The 22,134-nt window shown below is 71.1% G+C and carries 16 protein-coding genes; 3 read left to right on the top strand and 13 right to left on the bottom strand.

Annotated features, from left to right (window positions below; translation table 11 throughout):
• Positions 1-14 precede the first annotated feature (14 nt).
• Positions 15-1,106 carry a branched-chain amino acid aminotransferase gene (locus ACGFYV_RS19410; RefSeq protein WP_393879621.1) on the bottom strand — a complete coding sequence of 364 codons (1,092 nt, stop codon included), beginning with the start codon at positions 1,104-1,106 and terminating at the stop codon, positions 15-17.
• Between the two features lie 311 nt (positions 1,107-1,417).
• A complete protein-coding gene (locus tag ACGFYV_RS19405; protein ID WP_393879620.1) occupies positions 1,418-2,461 on the bottom strand; it encodes a 3-isopropylmalate dehydrogenase in 1,044 nt (347 codons plus the stop codon).
• A 140-nt stretch (positions 2,462-2,601) separates the two neighbouring features.
• Between ACGFYV_RS19405 and ACGFYV_RS19400 the strand changes: the two genes are divergently transcribed.
• Positions 2,602-4,170, top strand: a complete 1,569-nt coding sequence (locus tag ACGFYV_RS19400; RefSeq protein WP_393879619.1) for a purple acid phosphatase family protein — start codon at positions 2,602-2,604, stop codon at positions 4,168-4,170.
• Between the two features lie 101 nt (positions 4,171-4,271).
• Here the strand turns inward: ACGFYV_RS19400 and ACGFYV_RS19395 are convergent, their stop codons facing one another.
• The 4 genes from ACGFYV_RS19395 to ACGFYV_RS19380 all read right to left on the bottom strand — a co-directional run bounded on the left by ACGFYV_RS19395 (position 4,272) and on the right by ACGFYV_RS19380 (position 8,230).
• A complete protein-coding gene (locus ACGFYV_RS19395) occupies positions 4,272-4,403 on the bottom strand; it encodes a hypothetical protein (protein WP_393879618.1) in 132 nt (43 codons plus the stop codon).
• 296 nt (positions 4,404-4,699) lie between these two features.
• Positions 4,700-5,545 (bottom strand): alpha/beta fold hydrolase, encoded by an 846-nt coding sequence (locus ACGFYV_RS19390; RefSeq protein WP_393879617.1) that lies wholly within the window; start codon positions 5,543-5,545, stop codon positions 4,700-4,702.
• A gap of 87 nt (positions 5,546-5,632) precedes the next feature.
• Complete coding sequence (gene pruA, locus ACGFYV_RS19385; RefSeq protein ID WP_393879616.1) at positions 5,633-7,264, bottom strand: L-glutamate gamma-semialdehyde dehydrogenase; 1,632 nt, start codon at positions 7,262-7,264, stop codon at positions 5,633-5,635.
• A gap of 39 nt (positions 7,265-7,303) precedes the next feature.
• Positions 7,304-8,230 (bottom strand): proline dehydrogenase family protein, encoded by a 927-nt coding sequence (locus ACGFYV_RS19380; RefSeq protein ID WP_393879615.1) that lies wholly within the window; start codon positions 8,228-8,230, stop codon positions 7,304-7,306.
• Positions 8,231-8,395: 165 nt separating this feature from the next.
• Here ACGFYV_RS19380 and ACGFYV_RS19375 point away from each other — a divergent pair, with 165 nt between their 5' ends.
• Entirely contained in the window at positions 8,396-9,664 is a 1,269-nt protein-coding gene (locus ACGFYV_RS19375) for a PucR family transcriptional regulator (protein ID WP_393879614.1), read from the top strand.
• Positions 9,665-9,668: 4 nt separating this feature from the next.
• On the opposite strand, the gene ACGFYV_RS19370 is transcribed toward ACGFYV_RS19375, so the two are convergent.
• Positions 9,669-10,247, bottom strand: coding sequence for a TetR/AcrR family transcriptional regulator (locus tag ACGFYV_RS19370; protein WP_393879613.1), 579 nt, complete (start codon positions 10,245-10,247; stop codon positions 9,669-9,671).
• Positions 10,248-10,344: 97 nt separating this feature from the next.
• Between ACGFYV_RS19370 and ACGFYV_RS19365 the strand changes: the two genes are divergently transcribed.
• The gene (locus ACGFYV_RS19365) at positions 10,345-11,892 is read left to right on the top strand and encodes an MFS transporter (RefSeq protein WP_393879612.1); all 1,548 of its coding nucleotides are present in this window, start codon (positions 10,345-10,347) and stop codon (positions 11,890-11,892) included.
• Between the two features lie 80 nt (positions 11,893-11,972).
• Here ACGFYV_RS19365 and serA read toward each other — a convergent pair whose 3' ends face one another.
• From serA to ACGFYV_RS19335, 6 genes are all read right to left on the bottom strand, one after another.
• Positions 11,973-13,562 carry a phosphoglycerate dehydrogenase gene (gene serA, locus ACGFYV_RS19360; RefSeq protein ID WP_393879611.1) on the bottom strand — a complete coding sequence of 530 codons (1,590 nt, stop codon included), beginning with the start codon at positions 13,560-13,562 and terminating at the stop codon, positions 11,973-11,975.
• A 233-nt stretch (positions 13,563-13,795) separates the two neighbouring features.
• Positions 13,796-14,794, bottom strand: coding sequence for a ketol-acid reductoisomerase (ilvC, locus tag ACGFYV_RS19355; RefSeq protein WP_393879610.1), 999 nt, complete (start codon positions 14,792-14,794; stop codon positions 13,796-13,798).
• 120 nt (positions 14,795-14,914) lie between these two features.
• Positions 14,915-15,439, bottom strand: coding sequence for an acetolactate synthase small subunit (ilvN, locus tag ACGFYV_RS19350; RefSeq protein ID WP_393879609.1), 525 nt, complete (start codon positions 15,437-15,439; stop codon positions 14,915-14,917).
• A 43-nt stretch (positions 15,440-15,482) separates the two neighbouring features.
• Complete coding sequence (locus ACGFYV_RS19345; RefSeq protein ID WP_393879608.1) at positions 15,483-17,333, bottom strand: acetolactate synthase large subunit; 1,851 nt, start codon at positions 17,331-17,333, stop codon at positions 15,483-15,485.
• Positions 17,334-17,579: 246 nt separating this feature from the next.
• Entirely contained in the window at positions 17,580-20,846 is a 3,267-nt protein-coding gene (locus tag ACGFYV_RS19340) for an EAL domain-containing protein (protein WP_393879607.1), read from the bottom strand.
• 328 nt (positions 20,847-21,174) lie between these two features.
• Positions 21,175-22,128: a 2-hydroxyacid dehydrogenase gene (locus tag ACGFYV_RS19335; protein WP_393879606.1), complete on the bottom strand. Its 954-nt coding sequence runs from the start codon at positions 22,126-22,128 to the stop codon at positions 21,175-21,177.
• Positions 22,129-22,134 lie beyond the last annotated feature (6 nt).

Raw genomic sequence — 22,134 nt, 5'->3', positions numbered from 1 at the left:
ACCACGGCCTGAGGTCACCGACCCAGCTTGTGCATCCAGCCGTGCTCGTCCTCGATCGTGCCGCGCTGGATGTCCAGCAGGGCCTGGCGCAGGCGCAGCGTGACCTCGCCGGGCTCGCCGCCGCCCTGGTTCCACTCGGCGCTGTCGCGCTTGACGGTGCCGACCGGCGTGATCACGGCCGCGGTGCCGCAGGCGAACACCTCGGTGAGGGTGCCGTGCTCGGAGTCGCGCTGCCACTGCTCGACGCTGACGCGCCCCTCCTCGGAGGTGTAGCCGAGGTCGCGGGCGACGGCCAGCAGGGAGTCACGGGTGACGCCCTCCAGGATGGAGCCGGTCAGGGTCGGGGTGATGATCTTGTCGCCGTACACGAAGTACAGGTTCATGCCGCCCAGTTCCTCGACCCACCGGTGCTCGACCGCGTCGAGGTAGCAGACCTGGTCGCAGCCCTTGGCGGCGGCCTCGGCCTGGGCGAGCAGGGACGCGGCGTAGTTGCCGCCGGTCTTGGCGTCGCCCATGCCGCCGGGGACGGCGCGGACGCGGTCCTCGGAGACCCAGATCGACACGGGCTTGACGCCGCCCTGGAAGTAGGCGCCGGCCGGGGAGGCGATGACGATGAACAGGTACTCGTTGGCCGGCTTGACGCCCAGGCCGACCTCGGTGCCGATCATGAACGGGCGCAGGTAGAGGGACTCCTCGCCGCCGTGCGCCGGCACCCAGTCGACGTCCTGGCGGACCAGGGCGTCGCAGGCCTCGATGAACGTCTCGACCGGCAGCTCCGGCATGGCCAGGCGCTTGGCCGAGCGCTGGAACCGCTTGGCGTTCTGGTCGGGGCGGAACATGGCGACCGAGCCGTCGGGCTGGCGGTAGGCCTTCAGGCCCTCGAAGATCTCCTGGGCGTAGTGCAGGACGTTGGTGGCCGGGTCGAGCGGGATCGGCGCGTACGGAACGAGCTGTCCGTCGTGCCAGCCCCGGCCCTCGGTCCACTTGATCGTCACCATGTGGTCGGTGAAGTGCCGGCCGAATCCGGGGTTGGCCAGGATCGCCTCCCGCTCCGCTGCGGCGAGCGGGCGGGCGGAGGGCTTGAGCTCGATCGTGGGCGTCGTCATGGGTAAGCGTCCTTCTCCTGATTCGGGCCGGCGCGGCTCCGGCCTTTCGGCCGGGGTCCGGGGGTCATTCCCCGGGAAACGCAGCACCGGTTGTCGTGACGGGCCGCGCTCACGCCCCTACGTCCAGTCGTCAGTGCTAGGACGTCCGAGCATTCCCTCATGGCCGCGGCTCCGCGTTCGATTATCACGCGTGGCTGCGGACCGAAGGAAACGGGGTGAAAGCGGCCCAGAGGTTGATGGTGGCACCCGACGACCGCATAGGAAAAGCCGCCGGGCGCGGATGCGACCCGGCGGCTTGGTGCGTCGACGGGTCAGCCCGCTACGCGTACCGCGAGCGCGTCGCCGATCTGCGAGGTGCTGCGGGCCGGCAGAGCGCCGCGCTCGGTGAGGTCGGCGGTGACCGCCGCGTCGACGCGGTCGGCCTCGGCGTCGTAGCCGAGGTGACGCAGCAGCAGGGCGACGGACAGGACCGTGGCGGTGGGGTCGGCCTTGCCCTGGCCAGCGATGTCCGGGGCCGAGCCGTGCACCGGCTCGAACATGGACGGGAACTCACGGGCCGGGTTGATGTTGCCGGAGGCGGCCACGCCGATGCCGCCGGAGACGGCCGCGGCGAGGTCGGTGATGATGTCGCCGAAGAGGTTGTCGGTGACGATGACGTCGAAGCGCTCGGGCTGGGTGACGAGGTAGATCGTCGCCGCGTCGACGTGGATGTAGTCGGTCTCGACCTCGGGGTACTCCGCGCCGACCTTGTTGAAGATGTTCGTCCACAGGTGCCCGGCGAAGGTCAGCACGTTGTTCTTGTGGACCAGCGTGAGCTTCTTGCGCGGACGGGCCTGGGCGCGCTCGAAGGCGTCGCGGACCACGCGCTCGACACCGAAGGCCGTGTTGACGGAGACCTCGGTGGCGACCTCGTGCTCGGTGCCCTTGCGGATGGTGCCGCCGTTGCCCGTGTAGGGGCCCTCGGTGCCCTCGCGGACGACGACGAAGTCGATCTGCGGCTGGCCGGCGAGCGGGGTGGCGACGCCCGGCAGCAGCTTGGAGGGACGCAGGTTGACGTGGTGGTCGAAGGCGAAGCGGAGCTTCAGCAGGAACCCGCGCTCCAGGACGCCGGACGGTACGCTCGGGTCGCCGATCGCGCCGAGCAGGATGGCGTCGTGCCGCTTCAGCGCGTCGAGGTCGGCGTCGGTGAGGGTCTCACCGGTGGCGTGGTAGCGCCTGGCCCCGAAGTCGTACTCCTTGGTCTCCAGCTTCACATCCTGCGGAAGCGCGGCGGAGAGCACCTTGAGGCCTTCGGCCACGACTTCCTGGCCGATTCCGTCACCCGGGATCACTGCGAGATCGATGCTGCGAGACATGTCGGCACCCTACTCCTCGTCCCATGGAATGACACGAAGCGTCCGCCATTCGGACTCCCGTAGGCGTCGATGTCACCCTGTCGACTGGCGTTCACCCGTATGTGGGGCAGGTGTCGGTATCCGGTGGAAACTTGCCCGGCATGGAGACCCCCGACGTCGGTATCCCGCGCAGGCTCGCCGAGCGGATGAGCATGGCCGAGCAGTACGAGTACCTGCGCGACCGCATGGTCCGCCGCCGCACCCTGGTGACGGCCGGCGCGGTGGCGGGCGGGGCCCTGGCGGGCGGTCTGCTCACCGGCTGTTCCTCCTCGTCCGGTGCGGCGGGACAACCGGCGCCTGCCACCTCGCGGGTGTCCGGTTCGGTGGTGCGGCCCTTCGGCCGCCATCTCGCCTTCGGGGCCGATCCGCGCACCTCGATGGGGATCTCCTGGCAGGTGCCGTTCGCGGTCCGGCGGCCGTACGTGCGGGTCGGTACGCGCCCGGACGACCTCGGCCGCCGCGTCGAGGCCGAGGTGCGCCCTCTGCACACGCCGGGGGTGGAGGGCGCGCGCCCGGCGGTCGAGCAGTACTACGTGCACGCGGCGCTGGACGGCCTCGCGCCGGGCACGACGTACTACTACGGCGTCGGTCACGAGGGCTGGGACCCGGCGGCCCCCGCCCACCGCGCGACCATCACCGAGTTCCGCACCGCGCCCGCGGCACCGGAACAGTTCGTGTTCACGGCCTTCGGCGACCAGGGCGTGGGCACGGCCGCGAACGCCAACGACCACCTCCTGCTGCGCCGCGGGCCCGCCTTCCATCTGCACGCCGGCGACATCTGCTACGCGGACGTCAACGGGACGGGCCACACCTCGGACGGCTACGACCCCACGTTCTGGGACCTGTTCCTCCAGCAGACCGAACCGGTCGCGCGCTCGGTGCCGTGGATGGTGACGACCGGCAACCACGACATGGAGGCCTGGTACTCACCGGACGGCTACGGCGGTCAGCTCGCCCGCTTCTCCCTGCCGCAGACGGGCTTCGACCCCCACGGGACGCCGGGCGCCTACGCGTTCACCTACGGCAACGCCGCCTTCGTGGCGCTGGACGCCAACGACGTGTCGTACGAGATCCCCGTCAACCTCGGTCACAGCGGCGGCCGGCAGACGAAGTGGCTGGACGCCACGCTCGGCGAGCTGCGCGGGACGCAGGGGGTCGACTTCATCGTGGTCTTCTTCCACCACTGCGCGTACTCGACCTCGCAGCACGCCTCGGACGGCGGGGTGCGGGCCGAGTGGCTGCCGCTGTTCGAGCGGCACCGGGTGGACCTGGTGATCAACGGGCACAACCACGTGTACGAGCGCACGGACGCCGTCAGGGGCGGGTCGGTGGGCCGGGCGGTGCCCGTGGGCGGTTCGACCGACCCCGCGCGGGACGGCATCGTGTACGTCACCGCGGGCGGCGGGGGCCGGGATCTGTACGGCTTCCCCTCGGGGGCCGCGGACAGCTACGAGGGGCACGTCACCCGGCACGAGGCCGTGGAGACCTTCCACTGGGCCAAGGGCAAGGAGCGCGCACCGGAGACGGCCCACTGGTCGCGGGTGCGCTACACCGGCTTCTCACTCCTGTCGGTGGAGGTGCGGCCGGGCCCGTCCCCGCGACTGGAGGTGTCGGCCCTGGCGCAGGACGGCCGGCGGATCGACCGTTTCGAGGTGCGGCCCGGCGGCTGAGGTCCTGAGGGACTGACGGACTGACGGACTGACAGACTCACGGACTGAGGGCGAGCCGCACCCCGGGGGATGCGGCTGCCCGCGGTCGTGCGGTGTCCGGCTCAGTGGCCGGTGGCACCGCCGTTGTCGCGGAGGTCGAGGGCGCGCTGCAGGGCGTCCGCGGCCCGCTTGCGCTCGGTCTCGCTCGTGCGGGACGCGTGACGGACTCGGCGGCGGCTGGTCGTCTCGGCCATGAGAGATCCACTCCTTCGAACATGCTGGAGCACGGCAACAGGGGGGTTACGAGACGCCGTGGCGGTGACCGGCCCGCAGGGGTTGCCTGCACAGGGCCCGGCTCACGACCGCCATTCGCTTGATCGAGCGAGTCGTTCGGCTCCTACAAAACTAAGGGAGCCGGACGCGTCTGTCTGCATAAATACTCGGGCTTCCTAGTATCTGAGACGGCCGACCAGGTCACACCACTGTGACCTGCGCTTTTCCCGATCGAACCCTCGTGCGGCGGTGCGTCCGCCGCGTCATGCGCGCAAGGTCAGAGCGCGCTCGCGATCGCGCTCCGGAAACCGTCGGGGTCCTCCGCCCATGGCAGATGCCCGGCGTCCGGCAGGATCACCCGCCGGGAGCGCGGCAGGGCCTTGGCGAGGGAGTCGACGGCGGAGCGCGGGCGGATGTCCCGGGCGCCGTCGACGATCAGGACGGGCACGTCGAGGCCCTGGCAGGCGGTGTACAGCTCAGGGGTGCCCCAGGTCTGTTTGCGCTCGTCGTTCAGGGCGCCGCCGCAGGACTCGTTGACGCCGAGCCAGGGCTCCGCCATGCGTCCGGCGCTCTCCAGGGCACGGTCGCGGTCCTCGAACTCGGTGGACCAGCGCAGCACGGCGAGTTCCCGCTCCTGGTCCCGCGTGCGCCCGGCCAGGGCCCCCAGCTTCTTCCAGCGGGCGAGGCGTTCGGGGTGGTCGGCGAGCCGGGACAGGTAGGCCGCCCGGTACGCGGGGTGCCAGTCGGCGTCCGGGCCGATCCCGATCCCGGACACGTACAGCAGGGCACCGACCCGCTCCGGGTGCGCGAGGGTGTAGCTCAGCGCGAGCTGGGCGCCCCAGGAGTGGCCGAGCAGCGCCATCCGGCCGAGCCCGTAGTGCTGTCGTACGGCGTCCAGATCCGCCACGAACCGCTCGGTGCTCCACGGCCCCGCGCACCGCTCGGAGCGCCCGCAGCCGCGCTGGTCCCAGCGGATCACCGGGGTGACGTCCGCGAGCAGTGCGGCCACCTCGCCGAACATGTCCCACAGGCCCGGTCCGCCATGACACAGCACCAGCGGATCGCCCGCACCGCCCGAGCGCTCGGTCCACAGCCGTACGCCGTCGTCGGTCATCACCGTCATGGCACCAGTGTGACGAACCGGACATGGCTACGGGCCGGAAAGCCTGCTCGGAGGTCAGGCTTTCCGGCCCGGGATCGCGGGGGCCGGTCAGCCCATGTGCGGGTAGGAGTAGTCGGTCGGCGCGACCAGCGTCTCCTTGATGGCGCGGGCCAGGGTCCAGCGCAGGAGGTTCTGCGGGGCGCCGGCCTTGTCGTTGGTGCCGGAGGCGCGGCCACCGCCGAAGGGCTGCTGGCCGACGACGGCGCCGGTCGACTTGTCGTTGATGTAGAAGTTGCCCGCCGCGTAGCGGAGCTTCTCCATCGTGTGGGCCGCGGCGGCACGGTCGCCCGAGATGACCGAGCCGGTCAGGGCGTAGTCGGAGACCGACTCCATCTGCTCCAGCATCTCGTCGTACTTGTCGTCCTCGTAGACGTGGATGCCAAGAACCGGGCCGAAGTACTCGGTGCGGAAGATCTCGTTCTCCGGGTCGGAGGACTCGATCACGGTCGGGCGGACGAAGTAGCCGACCGAGTCGTCGTAGCTGCCGCCCGCGACGATCGTGCAGGTCGGGTCCTGCTGGGCGCGGTCGATCGCGGCCTTGTTCTTGGCGAAGGCACGGTCGTCGATCACGGCGCCGATGAAGTGCGACAGGTCGGTGACGTCACCCATCGTCAGACCGTCGATCTCGGCCGCGAACTCCTCCTTGAAGCCCGAGTTCCAGATGGAGGCCGGGATGTAGGCGCGGGAGGTGGCCGAGCACTTCTGGCCCTGGTACTCGAAGGCGCCGCGGGTGAGGGCGGTCTTCAGGACGGCGCGGTCGGCGCTCGGGTGGGCGACCAGGAAGTCCTTGCCGCCGGTCTCGCCGACCAGACGCGGGTAGGTGCGGTACTTGTCGATGTTGTTGCCGACGGTCTTCCACAGGTGCTGGAAGGTCTTCGTCGAGCCGGTGAAGTGGATGCCGGCGAGGTCGCGGTGCTCCAGGGCGACCTTGGAGACCTCGATGCCGTCGCCGGTGACGAGGTTGATGACGCCCTTGGGCAGACCGGCCTCCTCCAGGAGCCGCATGAGCAGCACGGCGGCGTGGGTCTGGGTCGGGGACGGCTTCCACACCACGACGTTGCCCATCAGCGCCGGCGCGGTGGGCAGGTTGCCCGCGATGGCGCTGAAGTTGAACGGCGTGATCGCGTAGACGAAGCCTTCGAGCGGGCGGTGGTCGAGGCGGTTCCAGACGCCCGGGGAGTTCGCCGGGGGCTGCTCGGCGAGGATCTGGCGGGCGTAGTGGACGTTGAAGCGCCAGAAGTCGACCAGCTCGCAAGGGGTGTCGATCTCGGCCTGCTGGGCGGTCTTGGACTGGCCCAGCATGGTGGAGGCGGCGATGGTCTCGCGCCATGGGCCGGCGAGCAGCTCGGCGGCGCGCAGGATGATCGCGGCGCGGTCGTCGAAGGCCATCGCGCGCCAGGCCGGCGCGGCGGCCAGGGCCGCGTCGACGGCGTCCTGGGCGTCCGCCTGCGTGGCGTGCCGGCCGGTGCCGATGACGGCCTTGTGGTTGTGCGGCTGGACGACCTGGAAGGCCTCGCCGCCGCCCATCCGCTTCTCGCCGCCGATGGTCATCGCCAGGTCGATCGGGTTCTCGGCCAGCTCCTTGAGCTTGGCCTCCAGCCGGGCGCGCTCGGGCGAACCGGGGGCGTAGCCGTGCACCGGCTCGTTGACGGGGGTGGGGACCTGGGTCACAGCGTCCATGAGATCCGTAACTCCTTTTGCGTGAGCGGGTGTTCGGTTTCAGCCCTTGCTGATCATGCTGCGCACGAAGAACCGCAGGTTCGCGGGCTTCTCCGCCAGGCGGCGCATGAAGTAGCCGTACCAGTCGGTTCCGTACGCGGTGTAGACGCGCATGCGGTGGCCCTCGGCGGCCAGGCGCAGGTGTTCGTCGCTGCGGATGCCGTAGAGCATCTGGAACTCGTACTCGTCGAGCTTGCGTCCTGCGAGGTGGGCGAGTTCCTGGGCGATGGCGATCAGGCGCGGGTCGTGGGACCCGATCATCGGGTAGCCCTCGCCCTCCATCAGCGTCTTCAGGATGCGCACATAGGCCTTGTCGATCTCGTGCTTCTGCTGGTAGGCGACCTCGGCGGGCTCCTTGTAGGCGCCCTTGACGAGACGCACACGGCTACCGGCGTCGGCGAGGCGGCGGGCGTCGGCCTCGGTACGGAAGAGGTAGGCCTGGATGACGCAGCCGGTCTGCGGGAAGTCCTTCCGCAGCTCCTCGTGGATGGCGAACATCGAGTCGAGGGTGGTGTGGTCCTCGGCGTCCAGCGTGACGGTCGTCCCGATGGCGGCGGCGGCCTCGACGACGGGGCGGACGTTGGCGAGGGCCAGCTCGTGGCCGCCCTCCAGCGCTTGGCCGAACATCGAGAGCTTGACGGACATCTCGACCTTCTCGCCGAGTCCGAGGTCCTTGAGGTGCTCGATCAGGTCCAGGTAGGCGTCCCGGGCGGCGGTGGCCTGCTCCGGGGTGGTGATGTCCTCGCCGACGACGTCCATCGTCAGCTCCAGGCCCCTGGCCGTCAGGTCCCGGATGATCGGGACGATGTCGGTCACGGCCTCGCCGGGGATGAAGCGGTCGACGACCTGCTTCGTCACCGGGGCCGCCGAGATCAGACGACGCATCCGGTCGCTGCGCGACGCGGCGAGAATCACGGGACCCAGCACGGGGCACCTCCACAACAAAAGCACCGAAGACGGCCGCAGACCGACGATTCGGGTACGGCACGGAGAACCACCGTGAAACCTAAGGATCTCTCCGATCGTCTGCCATCGACAGCTGTCACGCATCCGTTCCCCGGTTCTCAGACAGATGTATGAAGGCGCCCGGAAATGCGGGAGAATGCAGCGGTGACGTCGGATGGTGGAGCGTTTCACCGCGCGGGTGACTACCAGGAGCTGGTGGACGAGATCTCGGAGCTTCTGGGCGTTCCGGCGACCCTGGAGAACCGGGACTTCGAGCTGATCGCCTTCGGCGCGTACGACAGTGAGGGCGAGCTGGACGCGTCGGCGCTGGACCCGGTGCGCACCCGCTCGATCCTGACCCGGCGCTCCACGGCGGCGGTGCGGGCGTGGTTCGAGGGGTTCGGCATCACGCGCGCGACCGGGCCGGTGCGGATCCCGCCGACTCCGGAGGCCGGCGTCTACCGGGGCCGGATCTGTCTGCCGGTGCGCCATCGGGGCGTCGTCCTCGGTTATGTCTGGCTGCTGGACGACGACCCGGGTCCGACGGAGGCGCAACTGGCCGCCGCCATGCGGGTGACGGGCCGGATCGGCGCGCTGCTCGCCGACGAGGCGCGGGCCGGCGCCGGTCTGGGCCGGGAACTGCGGGCGGTGCTCACCGCGGAGCGGGGCTGGCAGCAGGACATGGCGGTGGCCGAACTGCGCACGGCGCTCGGTGCCCGCGCGGACGGCCCGCACACCGTGGTGTGCCTGGCCCCGTGGCCCTCGGCCGACCCGGACGACGCCCCCTCGGCCCGTACGGTCCCGCACGCCACGGCGCTGTGCACGGTGCCGTGGGGCGCCACCGCGCAGAGCCTCGCGGTGCTGGTCCGGCTCCGCTCGACGGACGTGGACGCGCCGGCCCTGACGGCCGCCGCGCGCCTGCTGAAGGAGGCGGAGGGCGCCCGGGGGACGCGCGGCGCGCGGGTCACGCCGACCGCCGGTGCCACGCCGGCCGCCGGTGCCATGCCCGCCGCCGGAGTCGGTGAACCCCGTGTCGGCCTGGTCGAGCTGGGGACGATCTGGCAGGAGGCGTCCGCCGCCGCGCGCGCCGCGCTGGCCGAGCCGCGGCTCGGGCCGGTCGCCGAGTGGCGGCGCGTCGGGCCGTACCGGCTGCTGACCGCGCTGCCCCCGGAGTCCGCCCTCGACCCGGCGGTCGGCCCGCTCCTCTCCCCCGCCCAGCAGGAGCTGGCCCGCACCGCGGAGGTCTATCTCGACTGCGCGGGCCAGGCCGGCCGCACGGCCGCCGAACTGGGCATCCACCGCCAGACGCTGTACTACCGGCTGTCCCGGGTGGAGCGGCTGACGGGCCTGGACCTGGACGACGGCGAGGACCGGCTGCTGCTGCACATGGCGCTGAAGCGGGCGCGGCTGACCTGAGGGGTCAGCTCCGCCCGGCCGCCTCGACGACCTGGCGCAGCCCCTCGGTGAGCGCGTCGCCGTCGGCGGCGGTCTTCGGGTCGAAGGACCACTGGGCGATGAGCCCGGTCATCAGTGTCAGGTAGAAGCGGCCGAGGGTGTCCGCCGTCTCGTCGGAGACCTCGTCCTCCGGCAGACCCATCAGCAGCGACACGAGGCCGCGCCCGCCCTCGCGCTGCGCACGGGCCAAGTGCTCGCGGACCCCGGACAGTTCGATGGTCATGACCTCCATGCTGAGCCGCCAGACGGAGCCGGGTTCGCGCATGGTGTCGACGATGTTCGACCACACCCACCGGAAGCGTTCCAGAGACCCGGGCGCACCCTCCTGCGCGGCGATCTCCTCCTCGCCGAAGGCGTCGGACATGTTCTCCACCAGGGCGACGTAGGCCTGCGCGAGCAGGGCGTCCTTCGAGCCGTAGTGGTAGCCGATCGAGGCCAGGTTGGTCCCGGACTCCTTCACGATGTCGCGCGCGGTGGTGCGCGCGAACCCCTTCTGGAGCAGGCAGCGCTTGGCGCCCTCCAGCAGATCCTCACGGTGTCCCATGCGGGCCACTGTACCCGCGATCCATACAACCGTCCTAGACGAACGATTTATACGTCCGTACTAGACACACGTTTAAGACGTCCGTACAGTCGCTGCCATGACGCACTCGACGCACACCAACTCCCTTGCCGGGCGCGCCGGTCGGCGCGAATGGACCGCCCTCTGCGTGCTGATGCTGCCGCTGCTGCTGGTCTCGATGGACGTCTCGGTCCTCTACTTCGCCATCCCGGCGATCAGCGCGGACCTGGAGCCGAGCGGCACCCAGCAGCTGTGGATCTTCGACGTCTACGGCTTCGTCCTGGCCGGCCTGCTGATGACGATGGGCTCGCTCGGCGACCGCATCGGCCGCCGCAGGCTCCTGCTGATCGGCGCCGCCTCCTTCGGCGCCGCCTCCTTGGTCGCCGCCTACGCCGACAGCGCCGAGACCCTGATCGCGGCCCGCGCCGTCCTCGGCCTCGGCGGGGCGACCCTGATGCCCTCGACCATGGCGCTGGTCCGCACGATGTTCACCGACCCCGGTCAGCGCGCGAAGGCGATCGGCGTCTGGTCCGGCGTGATGACCGGCGGCGTCGCACTCGGCTCGGTCCTCAGCGGTGTCCTGGTCCAGTACTTCTGGTGGGGCTCGGTCTTCCTGGTCAATCTGCCCGCGATGGCGCTGCTGCTGGTGCTGGGCCCGATCCTGCTGCCCGAGTCGAAGAACCCGGCCCCCGGCCGCTTCGACCTCCTGAGCGTCCCGCTGTCGCTGGCCGCCGTGCTCCCCGTGATCTACGGCCTGAAGGAGATCCCCTCCGAGGGCTGGCACCCGCAGTACGTCGTCTGTGTCACCGTCGGTCTGCTCTTCGCGGCCCTGTTCGTCCACCGCCAGCGCACGGCGGCCTCACCGATGATCTCGCCCGAGCTGTTCCGCGGTCGCGGCTTCGCCCCCGCCGTCCTGCTCAACCTCGTCTCGTCCTTCGCGATGATGGGATCGGTGTACTTCACCACGCAGTACCTGCAGTCGGTGCTCGGCAAGAGCGCCATGGAGGCGGCCCTGTGGGCGCTGCTGCCGTCGGTGCCGATCGGCATGGCCGCTCCGGCGGCGACCGCCCTGGTCCAGAAGGGCGTCGACCGCGCCCACGTGGTCACCGCGGGCTTCGCCGTCGCGGCGGCCGGCTACGGGATGCTGGCCCTGGCCGGCACGGACTCCCTCTGGCTCGTCCTCGCCGCGTGCGCCGTCCTCGCCTCCGGCATCGTCATGGTGATGTCCCAGATGACGGACCTCGCCCTCGGCGCGGCCCCGGTGGAGAAGGCGGGCGCCGCGTCCTCCCTGCTGGAGACGGGCGCGGAGTTCGGCGGCGCGCTCGGCATGGCGGCCCTCGGTTCCATCGGCACCGCGCTCTACCGCCACGACATCCCGGCCTCGGCGCCGTCCGCCGCGCACGAGACCCTCGGCGGCGCCCTGGCCGTCGCCGCCCACCTCCCGGGGCGCGCGGGAGACGCCCTGGCCACGGCGGCCCGCGAGGCGTTCACCCACGGGATGCAGGGCGCGGCGACGGCGGGCGCCGCGGTTCTCGTCCTCGCGGCGATCGCGGCGACGGTGACCCTGCGGGGCATGCGGGTCCGGCAGACCCCGGCCGAGGAGCCGAAGGAGACGGCCACGGTCTGAGCCCCGCCCGGCACACGGTACGCAGAAGGCGCCGGGCCGGCTGGAACTGTCCAGCCGGCCCGGCGCCTTCGGGGTCGAGGTCAGACCAGGTTCACCGAGCGGGCGGACGCCGCGCCGATCTCCTCGGCGACCTCGGCCAGAACGCCCGGGGCGACGGTGTCGTCGACGGTCAGCACGGCCAGCGCCTCGCCGCCCACCGCGGCACGCGCGACCTGCATGCCGGCGATGTTGAGACCCGCCTCGCCGAGGATGCGGCCGACGGTGCCGACGACACCGGGGCGGTCCTCGTAGCGCAGGACGAGCATGTGCTCGGCGAGCGCGAGGTCGACGTCGTAGTCACCGATCGCGACGATCTTCTGGAGGTGCTTCGGACCGGCCAGCGTGCCGGAGACCGACACCTCCTCGCCGGTGCCGAGCGTGCCGCGCACGGTGACCACGTTGCGGTGGTCGGCCGACTCCGAGCTGGTGGTCAGGCGCACCTCGACACCGCGCTCCTGAGCGAACAGCGGCGCGTTGACGTAGCTCACGGTCTCGTCGACGACGTCCTCGAAGACACCCTTGAGCGCGGACAGCTCCAGCACCTTCACGTCGTGCTGGGTGATCTCGCCGTAGACCTCGACGTCCAGGCGGACCGCGACCTCACCGGCGAGCGCGGTGAAGATGCGGCCGAGGCGCTCGGCGAGCGGCAGACCCGGCTTGACGTCCTCGGCGATGACACCGCCCTGGACGTTCACCGCGTCCGGCACCAGCTCACCGGCGAGCGCGAGGCGCACCGACTTGGCGACGGCGATACCGGCCTTCTCCTGCGCCTCGTCGGTGGACGCGCCGAGGTGCGGGGTGCACACGACCTCGTCCAGCTCGAACAGCGGGGAGTCGGTGCAGGGCTCCTTGGCGTACACGTCGAGGCCGGCGCCGGCGACCCGGCCCTCCTTCAGCGCCGCGTACAGCGCCGCCTCGTCGACGATGCCGCCGCGGGCCGCGTTGACGACGCGCACGGTGGGCTTGACCCGGCGCAGCGCCTCGTCGCCGATCAGGCCGAGAGTCTCGGGGGTCTTCGGCAGGTGGACGGTGATGAAGTCGGAGACCTCCAGCAGCTCGTCCAGCGACAGCACCTTGACGCCCATCTGCGCGGCGCGCGCGGGCTGCACGTAGGGGTCGTAGGCGACGACCTTCATGCCGAAGGCGGACATGCGCTGGGCGACCAGGGCGCCGATGCGGCCGAGGCCGACGACACCGAGGGTCTTCTCGGCCAGCTCCACACCCGTGTACTTGCTGCGCTTCCACTCACCGTTCTTCAGCGCGGCGTTGGCCTGCGGGATGTTGCGGGCGGTGGCGAGGATCAGACCGCAGGCCAGCTCGGCGGCGGTCACGATGTTGGACGTCGGCGCGTTCACGACCATCACGCCGGCCTTGGTGGCGGACGCGACGTCCACGTTGTCGAGGCCGACACCCGCGCGGGCGACGACCTTGAGCTTCTTCGCGGCGGCGATGGCCTCGGCGTCGACCTTGGTGGCGGAGCGGATCAGGATCGCGTCGACTTCGGCGATCGCCGGCAGCAGTTCGGCGCGGTCGGCGCCGTTGCAGTGCCGGATCTCGAAGTCGGGTCCGAGCGCGTCGACAGTCGCGGGCGACAGCTCTTCAGCGATGAGTACGACGGGTTTCGAGCTCACGTGAGGTCCTCACAAGTCCAGAGCATGCGGACGGCCGTCCCGACGGCCGCAGGCGGAGGAGGGGCTAGCCGCGGAAGACGCACGACGCTGTGGGCCTGACGCGTTGGTGTGCAGCAGTCTAGTAGCGCCACGGAGGCCGTCTTGCGCCTCTGCGGAAGGATCACCCGTCCGGGGCTGGACGGGGTGGACAAAGGGGGCCGGAGCAATCTGCTCCGACCCCCCTGGCATGAGGCTTACGCCTCCTCGTTGACCCAGCTCATCAGCTTGCGCAGCTGCTTGCCGGTGGTCTCCAGCAGGTGCTCGGAGTCCTGCTTCTTGTACTCGTTGTACTTCTTCAGACCGCCGTGGTACTCGTCCATCCAGTTACGGGCGAACGTGCCGTCCTGGATCTCGGCGAGGACCTGCTTCATCTCGGCCTTGGTGGCGTCGGTGATGATCCGCGGGCCGGTGACGTAGTCGCCCCACTCGGCGGTCTCGGAGACGGACCAGCGCATCTTCTCCAGGCCGCCCTCGTACATGAGGTCGACGATCAGCTTCAGCTCGTGCAGGCACTCGAAGTAGGCGATCTCGGGCTGGTAGCCCGCCTCGACCAGGGTCTCGAAGCCCGCCTTGACCAGGGCGGAGGTGCCGCCACACAGCACGGCCTGCTCACCGAACAGGTCGGTCTCGGTCTCCTCGGTGAAGGTCGTCTTGATGACACCGGCGCGGGTGCCGCCGATGGCCTTGGCGTACGACAGGGCGAGCGCGAAGGCGCCACCGGTGGCGTCCTGCTCGACGGCCGCGATGGCGGGGACGCCGCGACCCTCCTCGTACTGGCGGCGGACCAGGTGGCCCGGACCCTTCGGGGCGACCAGGGCGACGTCCACACCGGCCGGGGGCTTGATGAAGCCGAAGCGGACGTTGAAACCGTGGGCGAAGAAGAGGGCGTCGCCGTCGTTCAGGTTGGGGGCGATGGACTCCTCGTAGACCTGGGCCTGGATCGGGTCCGGGATCAGGATCATGATGACGTCGGCCTCGGCGGCGGCCTCCGCCGGGGTCACCACGCGCAGGCCCTGCTCCTCGGCCTTGGCCTTGGACTTGGAGCCCTCGTGCAGACCGACGCGGACGTCGACACCCGAGTCCCGCAGCGACAGCGCGTGGGCGTGGCCCTGGCTGCCGTAGCCGATGACCGCGACCTTGCGGCCCTGGATGATGGACAGGTCGGCGTCAGCGTCGTAGAACAGCTCGGCCACTTTGGGTTCTCTCCTTGGTGTGCAGGTTGTGCGTCCCACCGTATGCCGGTGGGGGGAAGGGAAGTCTGAGGGTCTCGCCATCCGGTCGGCGCGCGTCGTCCCGGCCGACCGGACAGGGCGTCATGCGGACCGGTCGAGTGCGCGCAGCGAGCGGTCGGTGATCGAACGCGCGCCACGCCCGATCGCGATCGTGCCGGACTGGACCAGCTCCTTGATGCCGTACGGCTCCAGCATCTTGAGCATGGCGGACAGCTTGTCACTCGATCCGGTGGCCTCGATGGTCACGGCCTCCGGGGAGACGTCGACGGTCTTGGCGCGGAACAGCTGGACGATCTCCACGATCTGGGAGCGCGTCTCGTTGTCGGCGCGCACCTTCACCAGGACGAGTTCGCGCTGGACGGCCGAACCGGGTTCCAGCTCGACGATCTTCAGCACCTCGACGAGCTTGTTGAGCTGCTTGGTGACCTGCTCCAGCGGCAGTTCCTCGACGCCCACGACGATGGTGATGCGGGAGATGTCGGGGTGCTCGGTGACGCCGACCGCGAGCGAGTCGATGTTGAAGCCGCGGCGGGAGAACAGGGCGGCGATGCGGGCCAGGATGCCCGGCTTGTTCTCCACCAGGACGGAGAGCGTGTGCTTGGACATTTCTCGTTCGTCTCTCTCGGTCGTCTCTCGTTCGTCGTCTCGCTCAGTCGTCTTCGCTGTCGCCGAAGTCGGGGCGGACGTCCCGGGCGGCCATGATCTCGTCGTTGGAGGTGCCGGCGGCGACCATCGGCCACACCATCGCGTCCTCGTGGACGATGAAGTCGATGACGACCGGGCGGTCGTTGATGGAGTTCGCCTCGTCGATGACCTTGTCCAGGTCCTCGGGCCGCTCGCAGCGCAGGCCCACGCAGCCCATGGCCTCGGACAGCTTCACGAAGTCCGGGACCCGGGTACCCCGGGCGGCCGGGTTCACGTCGTCCGGGCCGCTGTGCAGCACGGTGTTGGAGTAGCGCTGGTTGTAGAACAGGGTCTGCCACTGGCGGACCATCCCGAGGGCGCCGTTGTTGATGATGGCGACCTTGATCGGGATGTTGTTCAGGGCGCAGGTGGTCAGTTCCTGATTGGTCATCTGGAAGCAGCCGTCGCCGTCGATCGCCCAGACCGTGCGGTCCGGCATGCCGGCCTTGGCGCCCATCGCGGCCGGGACCGCGTAGCCCATCGTTCCGGCGCCGCCGGAGTTCAGCCAGGTGGCGGGCTGCTCGTACTGGACGAAGTGCGCGGACCACATCTGGTGCTGGCCGACGCCCGCGGCGAAGATCGTGCCCTGGGGGGCGAGCTGCCCGATCCGCTCGATGACCTGCTGCGGGGCCAGGGAGCCGTCCTCGGGCTGGTCGTAGCCGAGCGGGTAGGTGTCGCGCCAGCGGTTCAGGTCGCTCCACCAGGCGGTGTAGTCGCCCTTGCTGCCCTCGCTGTGCTCCTTCTGCACGGCCTGGACCAGGTCGGCGATGACCTCGCGGGCGTCACCGACGATCGGCACGTCGGCCTCGCGGTTCTTGCCGATCTCGGCCGGGTCGATGTCGGCGTGGACGATCTTGGCGTACGGGGCGAAGCTGTCGAGCCTGCCGGTGACGCGGTCGTCGAAACGGGCTCCGAGGGCGATGATCAGGTCGGCCTTCTGCAGCGCGGTGACGGCGGTGACCGCACCGTGCATGCCCGGCATTCCCACGTGCAGCGGGTGGCTGTCGGGGAACGCGCCGAGCGCCATCAGGGTGGTGGTGACGGGCGCTCCGGTGAGTTCGGCGAGGACCTTCAGCTCGGCGGTGGCCCCCGCCTTGAGGACGCCGCCGCCGACGTACAGGACGGGCCGCCTGGCGGAGGTGATCAGCTTGGCGGCCTCGCGGATCTGCTTGGCGTGCGGCTTGGTCACCGGGCGGTAGCCGGGCAGGTCCATGGTGGGCGGCCAGGAGAAGGTGGTCTTCGCCTGGAGGGCGTCCTTGGCGATGTCGACCAGGACCGGACCCGGGCGGCCGGTGGAGGCGATGTGGAACGCCTGCGCGATGACCCGCGGGATGTCCTCGGCCTTGGTGACCAGGAAGTTGTGTTTGGTGATCGGCATCGTGATGCCGACGATGTCCGCCTCCTGGAAGGCGTCCGTGCCGATCGCCTTGGAGGCGACCTGGCCGGTGATCGCGACCAGCGGCACCGAGTCCATGTGGGCGTCGGCGATCGGCGTGACCAGGTTGGTGGCGCCGGGGCCCGAGGTGGCCATGCAGACGCCGACCTTGCCGGTGGCCTGCGCGTAGCCGGTGGCCGCGTGGCCGGCACCCTGCTCGTGCCGGACCAGCACGTGACGGACCCGGGTGGAGTCCATCATCGGGTCGTACGCGGGGAGGATCGCACCGCCGGGAATGCCGAATACCGTCTCAGCGCCGACCTCCTCGAGGGAGCGGATGAGGGACTGCGCACCCGTGACGTGCTCGACGGGCGCGGACTGCTGTCCTCCGGAACGGGGCCGCGGCTGCGGATGGTGGGCCCCGGTGGCCTGCTCGGTCATCGGCATTCTCTTCTCGATGCTGAGGGTTTTTGCGAGGTTTGTTCGGAGTTGGACTGCCGCACGAATGGTGCTCGTGCAACAAAAAACCCCTCGTGCCGTAAGGCAAGCGAGGGGAGCGCGTCGGTGTGGTGGGCGCTGGGGATTGCGGAGCGTTCTCCGGTGTGTCCCAGCTCAGCCGACGCGCTGTCCAAGTACGAGAATTCGGGTGCGCATGGAACTGACCCTCTCCCCGACGTGCACCTAGTGTCAAGTGGGTGGGACAGGCGTCTCATTATGTGAACGAAGGGCACTTCCACCTCCGAGGACAGCGGCGGACACACCCCCTGTGTACACCCCCGCGCCGCCCCTTTGCAGGGCCCGCTCGCCTCCCGTGTGTCCCTGCGGCTCGCGCACCCCGCCCACGAGGGCCGGTTCGGCCGGTGCGCCCGGTACCGGGTAGTGGCCGGAACCGAGCGCCCGGCGCAGCCGGTACTCGTCCAGCGGGCCGGCGAACGCCATGCCCTGCCCGTGCGTGCAGCCCATCGCGCGCAGCGCCACGACCTGTTCCGGCCGGTCCACGCCCTCGGCGACGGACGGCAGCCCGAGATCGCAGGCGATGCGCAGCAGCCCGCCGGTGATCTTGTGCAGTCGCGCGGACTCCACGACGCCCTCGACCAGGCCCCGGTCCAGCTTGAGGATGTCCACGGGCAGTCTTCTGAGGGCCGCGATGGCCGCGTGGCCGGTGCCGAAGCCGTCCAGCGCGATCCGTACCCCGAGCCGGTTCAGGGCGGTCAGCCGGCGTTCCAGATCGTCCAGGCAGATCCTGGGGTCGGTGTCGGCCAGCTCGACCACCAGCGCGCCGGGCGGCAGCCCGTGCCGGGTCAGCAGCGCCTCGATGGAGCCGAGCGGCATCGAGCGGTCCAGCAGCCGCCGGGCGCTCATCCGTACGGCCACGGGTACGGCGAGCCCGGCCGCGGCCCGCTCGGCGGCCTCCTCCACGGCCTCCTGGAGGATCCAGCGCTCCAGCTCCGCCGTCTTGTCGCCGTCCTCGGCCACCCGGAGGAACTCGGCCGGGGTGAACAGCACGCCCTGGGAGGAGCGCCAGCGCGCGTGCGTGGCGACCGTCGTGATCCGGCCGCTGTCCAGGCACACCACGGGCTGGTGCAGCAGGGCGAACTCGCCGTCGTGCAGCGCGGCCCGCAGCCGGGTGGCCAGCTCCGCCTTGCGTACGACGTCCTGCTGCATCTGCGGCCGGTACAGCTCGACGCGGCCCTTGCCGGCCGCCTTCGCCCGGTACATGGCGAGGTCGGCGTTGCGCAGCAGTTCGCCCGCGCCGAGGCCGGGCTCGGCGAAGGCGACGCCGATGGAGGCGTTGACCCGGACGTCGTTGGTGTCGATGGCGTACGGCTGGGAGAGGGTCCCTCTGAGGCGGTCGGCCAGCTCCAGGATGTTCCGCTCCCGGGCGGCGCGGTCCCGGCTGCCGTCCCCGGTGATCAGGGCCGCGAACTCGTCGCCGCCGAGGCGGGCGGCGGTGTCGCCCTGCCGGACGGCGTCCTGGAGTCTGCGGGCGGCCTGGACGAGCAGTTCGTCGCCGGCCTGGTGGCCGATCGTGTCGTTGACGGCCTTGAAGCCGTCCAGGTCGATGAAGAGCACGGCCGTGCCGCACGGGGCGGCGCCCCGGTCGGTGGCGCGGCGGCCGGACAGGGCCTGCTGCACGCGCCGGGTGAACAGGGCGCGGTTGGGCAGGTCGGTGAGCGGGTCGTGCTCGGCGTTGTGCTGGAGCTGGGCCTGCAGCCGCACCCGCTCGGTCACGTCCCGGCTGTTGAAGATGAGGCCGCCGTGGTGGCGGTTGACGGTGGACTCGACGTTGAGCCAGCCCCCCCCGCCGCCGGAGCGGAAACGGCACTCGATGCGGGTGGTGGGTTCGTCGAAGGGGCTGGCGGCGAGGAAGCGGCGCACCTCGTGCACCACGCAGCCCAGGTCCTCGGGGTGGATGAGCCCGGCCAGTTCCGTGCCCACCAGGTCCTCGGCGGGGCGGCCGTAGACCCCGGCGGCGGCCGGGGAGACGTAGCGCAGGACGCCGTTGGGGGCGGCGATCATGATGACGTCGCTGGAGCCCTGCACCAGGGAGCGGAAGTGGTTCTCCTTCTGCGCGAGTTCCTGGGTGAGGGTGATGTTGTCCAGCAGCATGATGCCCTGCCGGATGACGAGGGCCAGGACGACGGCGCCCGCGGTGATCAGCACCACGTGGTCGGGCCTGCGGCCGTTGAGGACGTTGTACAGGATGCCGAGGGTGCACACCGCGGCGGCGAGGTACGGGGTGAGAGCGGCGAGCGAGCCGGTGAGGGGGCGGCCCGCCGGGTACCGGCCGGGCTCGGCGCCGGGGGCGGCGCCGTGTTCGCCGCCGGGTGCGGGCACGGGCGCGGGCTCGTGGGGGTGCGCGGCGGACGCGGTCGGCGCGGGAGGGTGCGCGTGCTCGGCGGACACGGGCGGGTGCGGGTGTCCGTCGGGCGCCGCGAGGGGGTGCGGGTGTCCGTCGGGTGCGGTCGGGTGGGTGTGTTCGGCGGGCGTATGGGCGTGCGAAGGTGCGGCGGGCGAAGGCGTGGCGGGGGTGCCGCGCTGGCCGGGCACGTGTTCGTGGACCACGCGCGCGTGCCCGTCCGGTCCGTGCGCCGGCGGCGCGCCCTTGCCGCGGGGTGCGGCCCAGGGGGCGTAGGCGAGCAGCAGGGAACCGGCGAACCAGCCCGCGTCCAGCAGTTGTCCGGAGTGGTAACTGCTGTGCAGCAGCGGCGAGGTGAACAGCGCGTCGCACATCACGGTCAGGGCGAGCGCGCCGATCGCGGTGTTCACCGCCGTGCGGTTGCCGGGGCTGCGGCGGAAGTGCAGCGCGAGGACCATGCTGACGAGCACGATGTCGAGCAGCGGGTACGCCAGCGACAGCGCGGTGTGTGCCACGCTCGGTCCGTCGAACCGGGCGGCCTGGGCGAGCGCGAGGCTCCACGACAGGGTGAGCAGCGACCCGCCGATCAGCCAGGCGTCCAGCGCCAGGCAGATCCAACCCGCCCTGGTCACCGGCCGCTTAGCGAGGACCAGCAGGCCCACGATGGCGGGCGGCGCGAAGCACAGGAAGAACAGGTCGGCGTAGCTCGGGCTGGGCACGGCCCGGCCCAGGACGACCTCGTACCACCCCCAGATCGCGTTGCCCAGGCAGGCCATCGCCGAGGACAGGGCGAACAGCAGCCAGGCGGGGCGGAAGCGGACCCGGGAGCTGCGGGCGAAGCGGAAGCAGGAGACGGCGGCGGTGCCGGCCGCGGCGCTCAGCCCGAAGTCGCCCATGAACAGCGCGACTTCCGGCGAGCCCCAGTCGAAGGCGGACCCGATTCCATAGGCCGCGCAGACCAGCGCGAGGGCGAGCTGCTGGGCCAGTCGCGCCCTGTCGCCGGTCAGCCGCGGACGGGACGGCGGCGCGCCCTTCGGCCGCGGCGCGCGCAGGGCTTCGTCGAGCGGGGCCGTCACGGAGGTCGGCGCGTTCACCGGAGACTCCCGGTTCGGGGCGCCCCCAGGTCCCTCGGGTCCCGGTGCGCGTACTTCCTGCGGCCGGCGTGACTGCGGTGGTGACTGTGCTGGGCCGCGTGGTGGCCGCGTCCGCGCGTGGGCGCCCGCCAGGGTCGCCGTCGGCGGCTCCGCCGCGTCGGATCGTTCGTCCATAGGCCGTACATCGCCCGTCGCCCCCCTCGCAGATCTGAAGTGTCCGTCCCCCGCGCCGAACGTCGACGGCGCAGCCCCTGTCGGGACGATACACCAGGATCGTCACTCAGGGACATAGGTTCTCTACGCTCCGTGACGATCACCGCATGGGGGACTACACCCCCGTGGTCAGGACCACGTTCCGCAGGGGCTCGTGGTTCACGAAACGGTTCAACTGGTCCACGAGCAGGCGTTTGGCGCGCGGCAGGAAGGCCGAACTGGGGCCGCCCACATGCGGGCTGATCAGCACACCGGGCGCCTGCCACAAGGGGTGCCCCGGCGGCAGCGGTTCGGGGTCGGTCACGTCGAGGGCCGCCGTGATGCGGCCGCTCTCCAGCTCGTCGAGCAGGGCCTTGGTGTCCACGACCGGCCCCCGGGAGACGTTCACCAGCAGCGCGCCGTCCTTCATCCGGCCCAGGAAACCGGCGTCGGCCAGGCCCCGCGTCTCGTCCGTGAGGGGCGTCGAGAGGATCACGACATCGGCCTCGGGAAGCAGTGCGGGCAATTCGGTGAGCGGGTGCACGGGACCGCGCGCCGTGGCGCGCCGGGAGCGCGCGACGCGCGCCACCCGCGCCAGTTCGAAGGGCGCGAGCCGGTCCTCGATGGCGGCGCCGATGGCGCCGTAGCCCACGATGAGGGCACTGCGGTCGGCGAGGGAGGGGTGGAACCCGCCCTGCCAGTGCTCTTCCCGCTGAGCGCGCACGAACTGGGGGATGCCGCGCAGGGAGGCGAGGATCAGGGTGAGCGCCAGCTCGGCCGTGCTCGCCTCGTGCACCCCGCGCGCGTTGCAGAGCCGCACACCCGGCACGATCGACGACAGCTGCGCGGTCATGTCGTCGACGCCGGCCGTGAGCGTCTGGATGACCCGGACGTTGGTCAGCCGCTCCAGCGGGCGCACCTTGACCGGGTACCGCTTCATGTACGGCACCACGTACATGACGCAGTCCGCCGGGTCGCCCGGGAACTCCTGGCCGCCGTCCTCGCCCCCGTCCCAGAACAGGTAACGGGGTCCTTCGGGGAGCCCCTCGATCTCCTCGGGCGGGATGGGAAGCCACACATCAGCAGTCATGCATGG

It is taken from the genome of Streptomyces sp. NPDC048297, from assembly GCF_043201585.1.
Classification (GTDB): Bacteria; Actinomycetota; Actinomycetes; order Streptomycetales; family Streptomycetaceae; genus Streptomyces.
Note: the sequence above shows the minus strand (reverse complement) of the source record. Positions and strands in the feature narration are given on the sequence as shown.

What these genes read in the sequence shown, in the direction of transcription:
- ACGFYV_RS19410 (WP_393879621.1), bottom strand. Translation starts at nt 1,106, where the DNA reads ATGACGACGCCCACGATCGAGCTCAAGCCCTCCGCCCGCCCGCTCGCC.
- ACGFYV_RS19405 (WP_393879620.1), bottom strand. Translation starts at nt 2,461, where the DNA reads ATGTCTCGCAGCATCGATCTCGCAGTGATCCCGGGTGACGGAATCGGC.
- ACGFYV_RS19400 (WP_393879619.1), top strand. Translation starts at nt 2,602, where the DNA reads ATGGAGACCCCCGACGTCGGTATCCCGCGCAGGCTCGCCGAGCGGATG.
- ACGFYV_RS19395 (WP_393879618.1), bottom strand. Translation starts at nt 4,403, where the DNA reads ATGGCCGAGACGACCAGCCGCCGCCGAGTCCGTCACGCGTCCCGCACG.
- ACGFYV_RS19390 (WP_393879617.1), bottom strand. Translation starts at nt 5,545, where the DNA reads ATGACGGTGATGACCGACGACGGCGTACGGCTGTGGACCGAGCGCTCG.
- pruA (WP_393879616.1), bottom strand. Translation starts at nt 7,264, where the DNA reads ATGGACGCTGTGACCCAGGTCCCCACCCCCGTCAACGAGCCGGTGCAC.
- ACGFYV_RS19375 (WP_393879614.1), top strand. Translation starts at nt 8,396, where the DNA reads ATGCGGGAGAATGCAGCGGTGACGTCGGATGGTGGAGCGTTTCACCGC.
- ACGFYV_RS19370 (WP_393879613.1), bottom strand. Translation starts at nt 10,247, where the DNA reads ATGGGACACCGTGAGGATCTGCTGGAGGGCGCCAAGCGCTGCCTGCTC.
- ACGFYV_RS19365 (WP_393879612.1), top strand. Translation starts at nt 10,345, where the DNA reads ATGACGCACTCGACGCACACCAACTCCCTTGCCGGGCGCGCCGGTCGG.
- ilvN (WP_393879609.1), bottom strand. Translation starts at nt 15,439, where the DNA reads ATGTCCAAGCACACGCTCTCCGTCCTGGTGGAGAACAAGCCGGGCATC.
- ACGFYV_RS19345 (WP_393879608.1), bottom strand. Translation starts at nt 17,333, where the DNA reads ATGACCGAGCAGGCCACCGGGGCCCACCATCCGCAGCCGCGGCCCCGT.
- ACGFYV_RS19335 (WP_393879606.1), bottom strand. Translation starts at nt 22,128, where the DNA reads ATGACTGCTGATGTGTGGCTTCCCATCCCGCCCGAGGAGATCGAGGGG.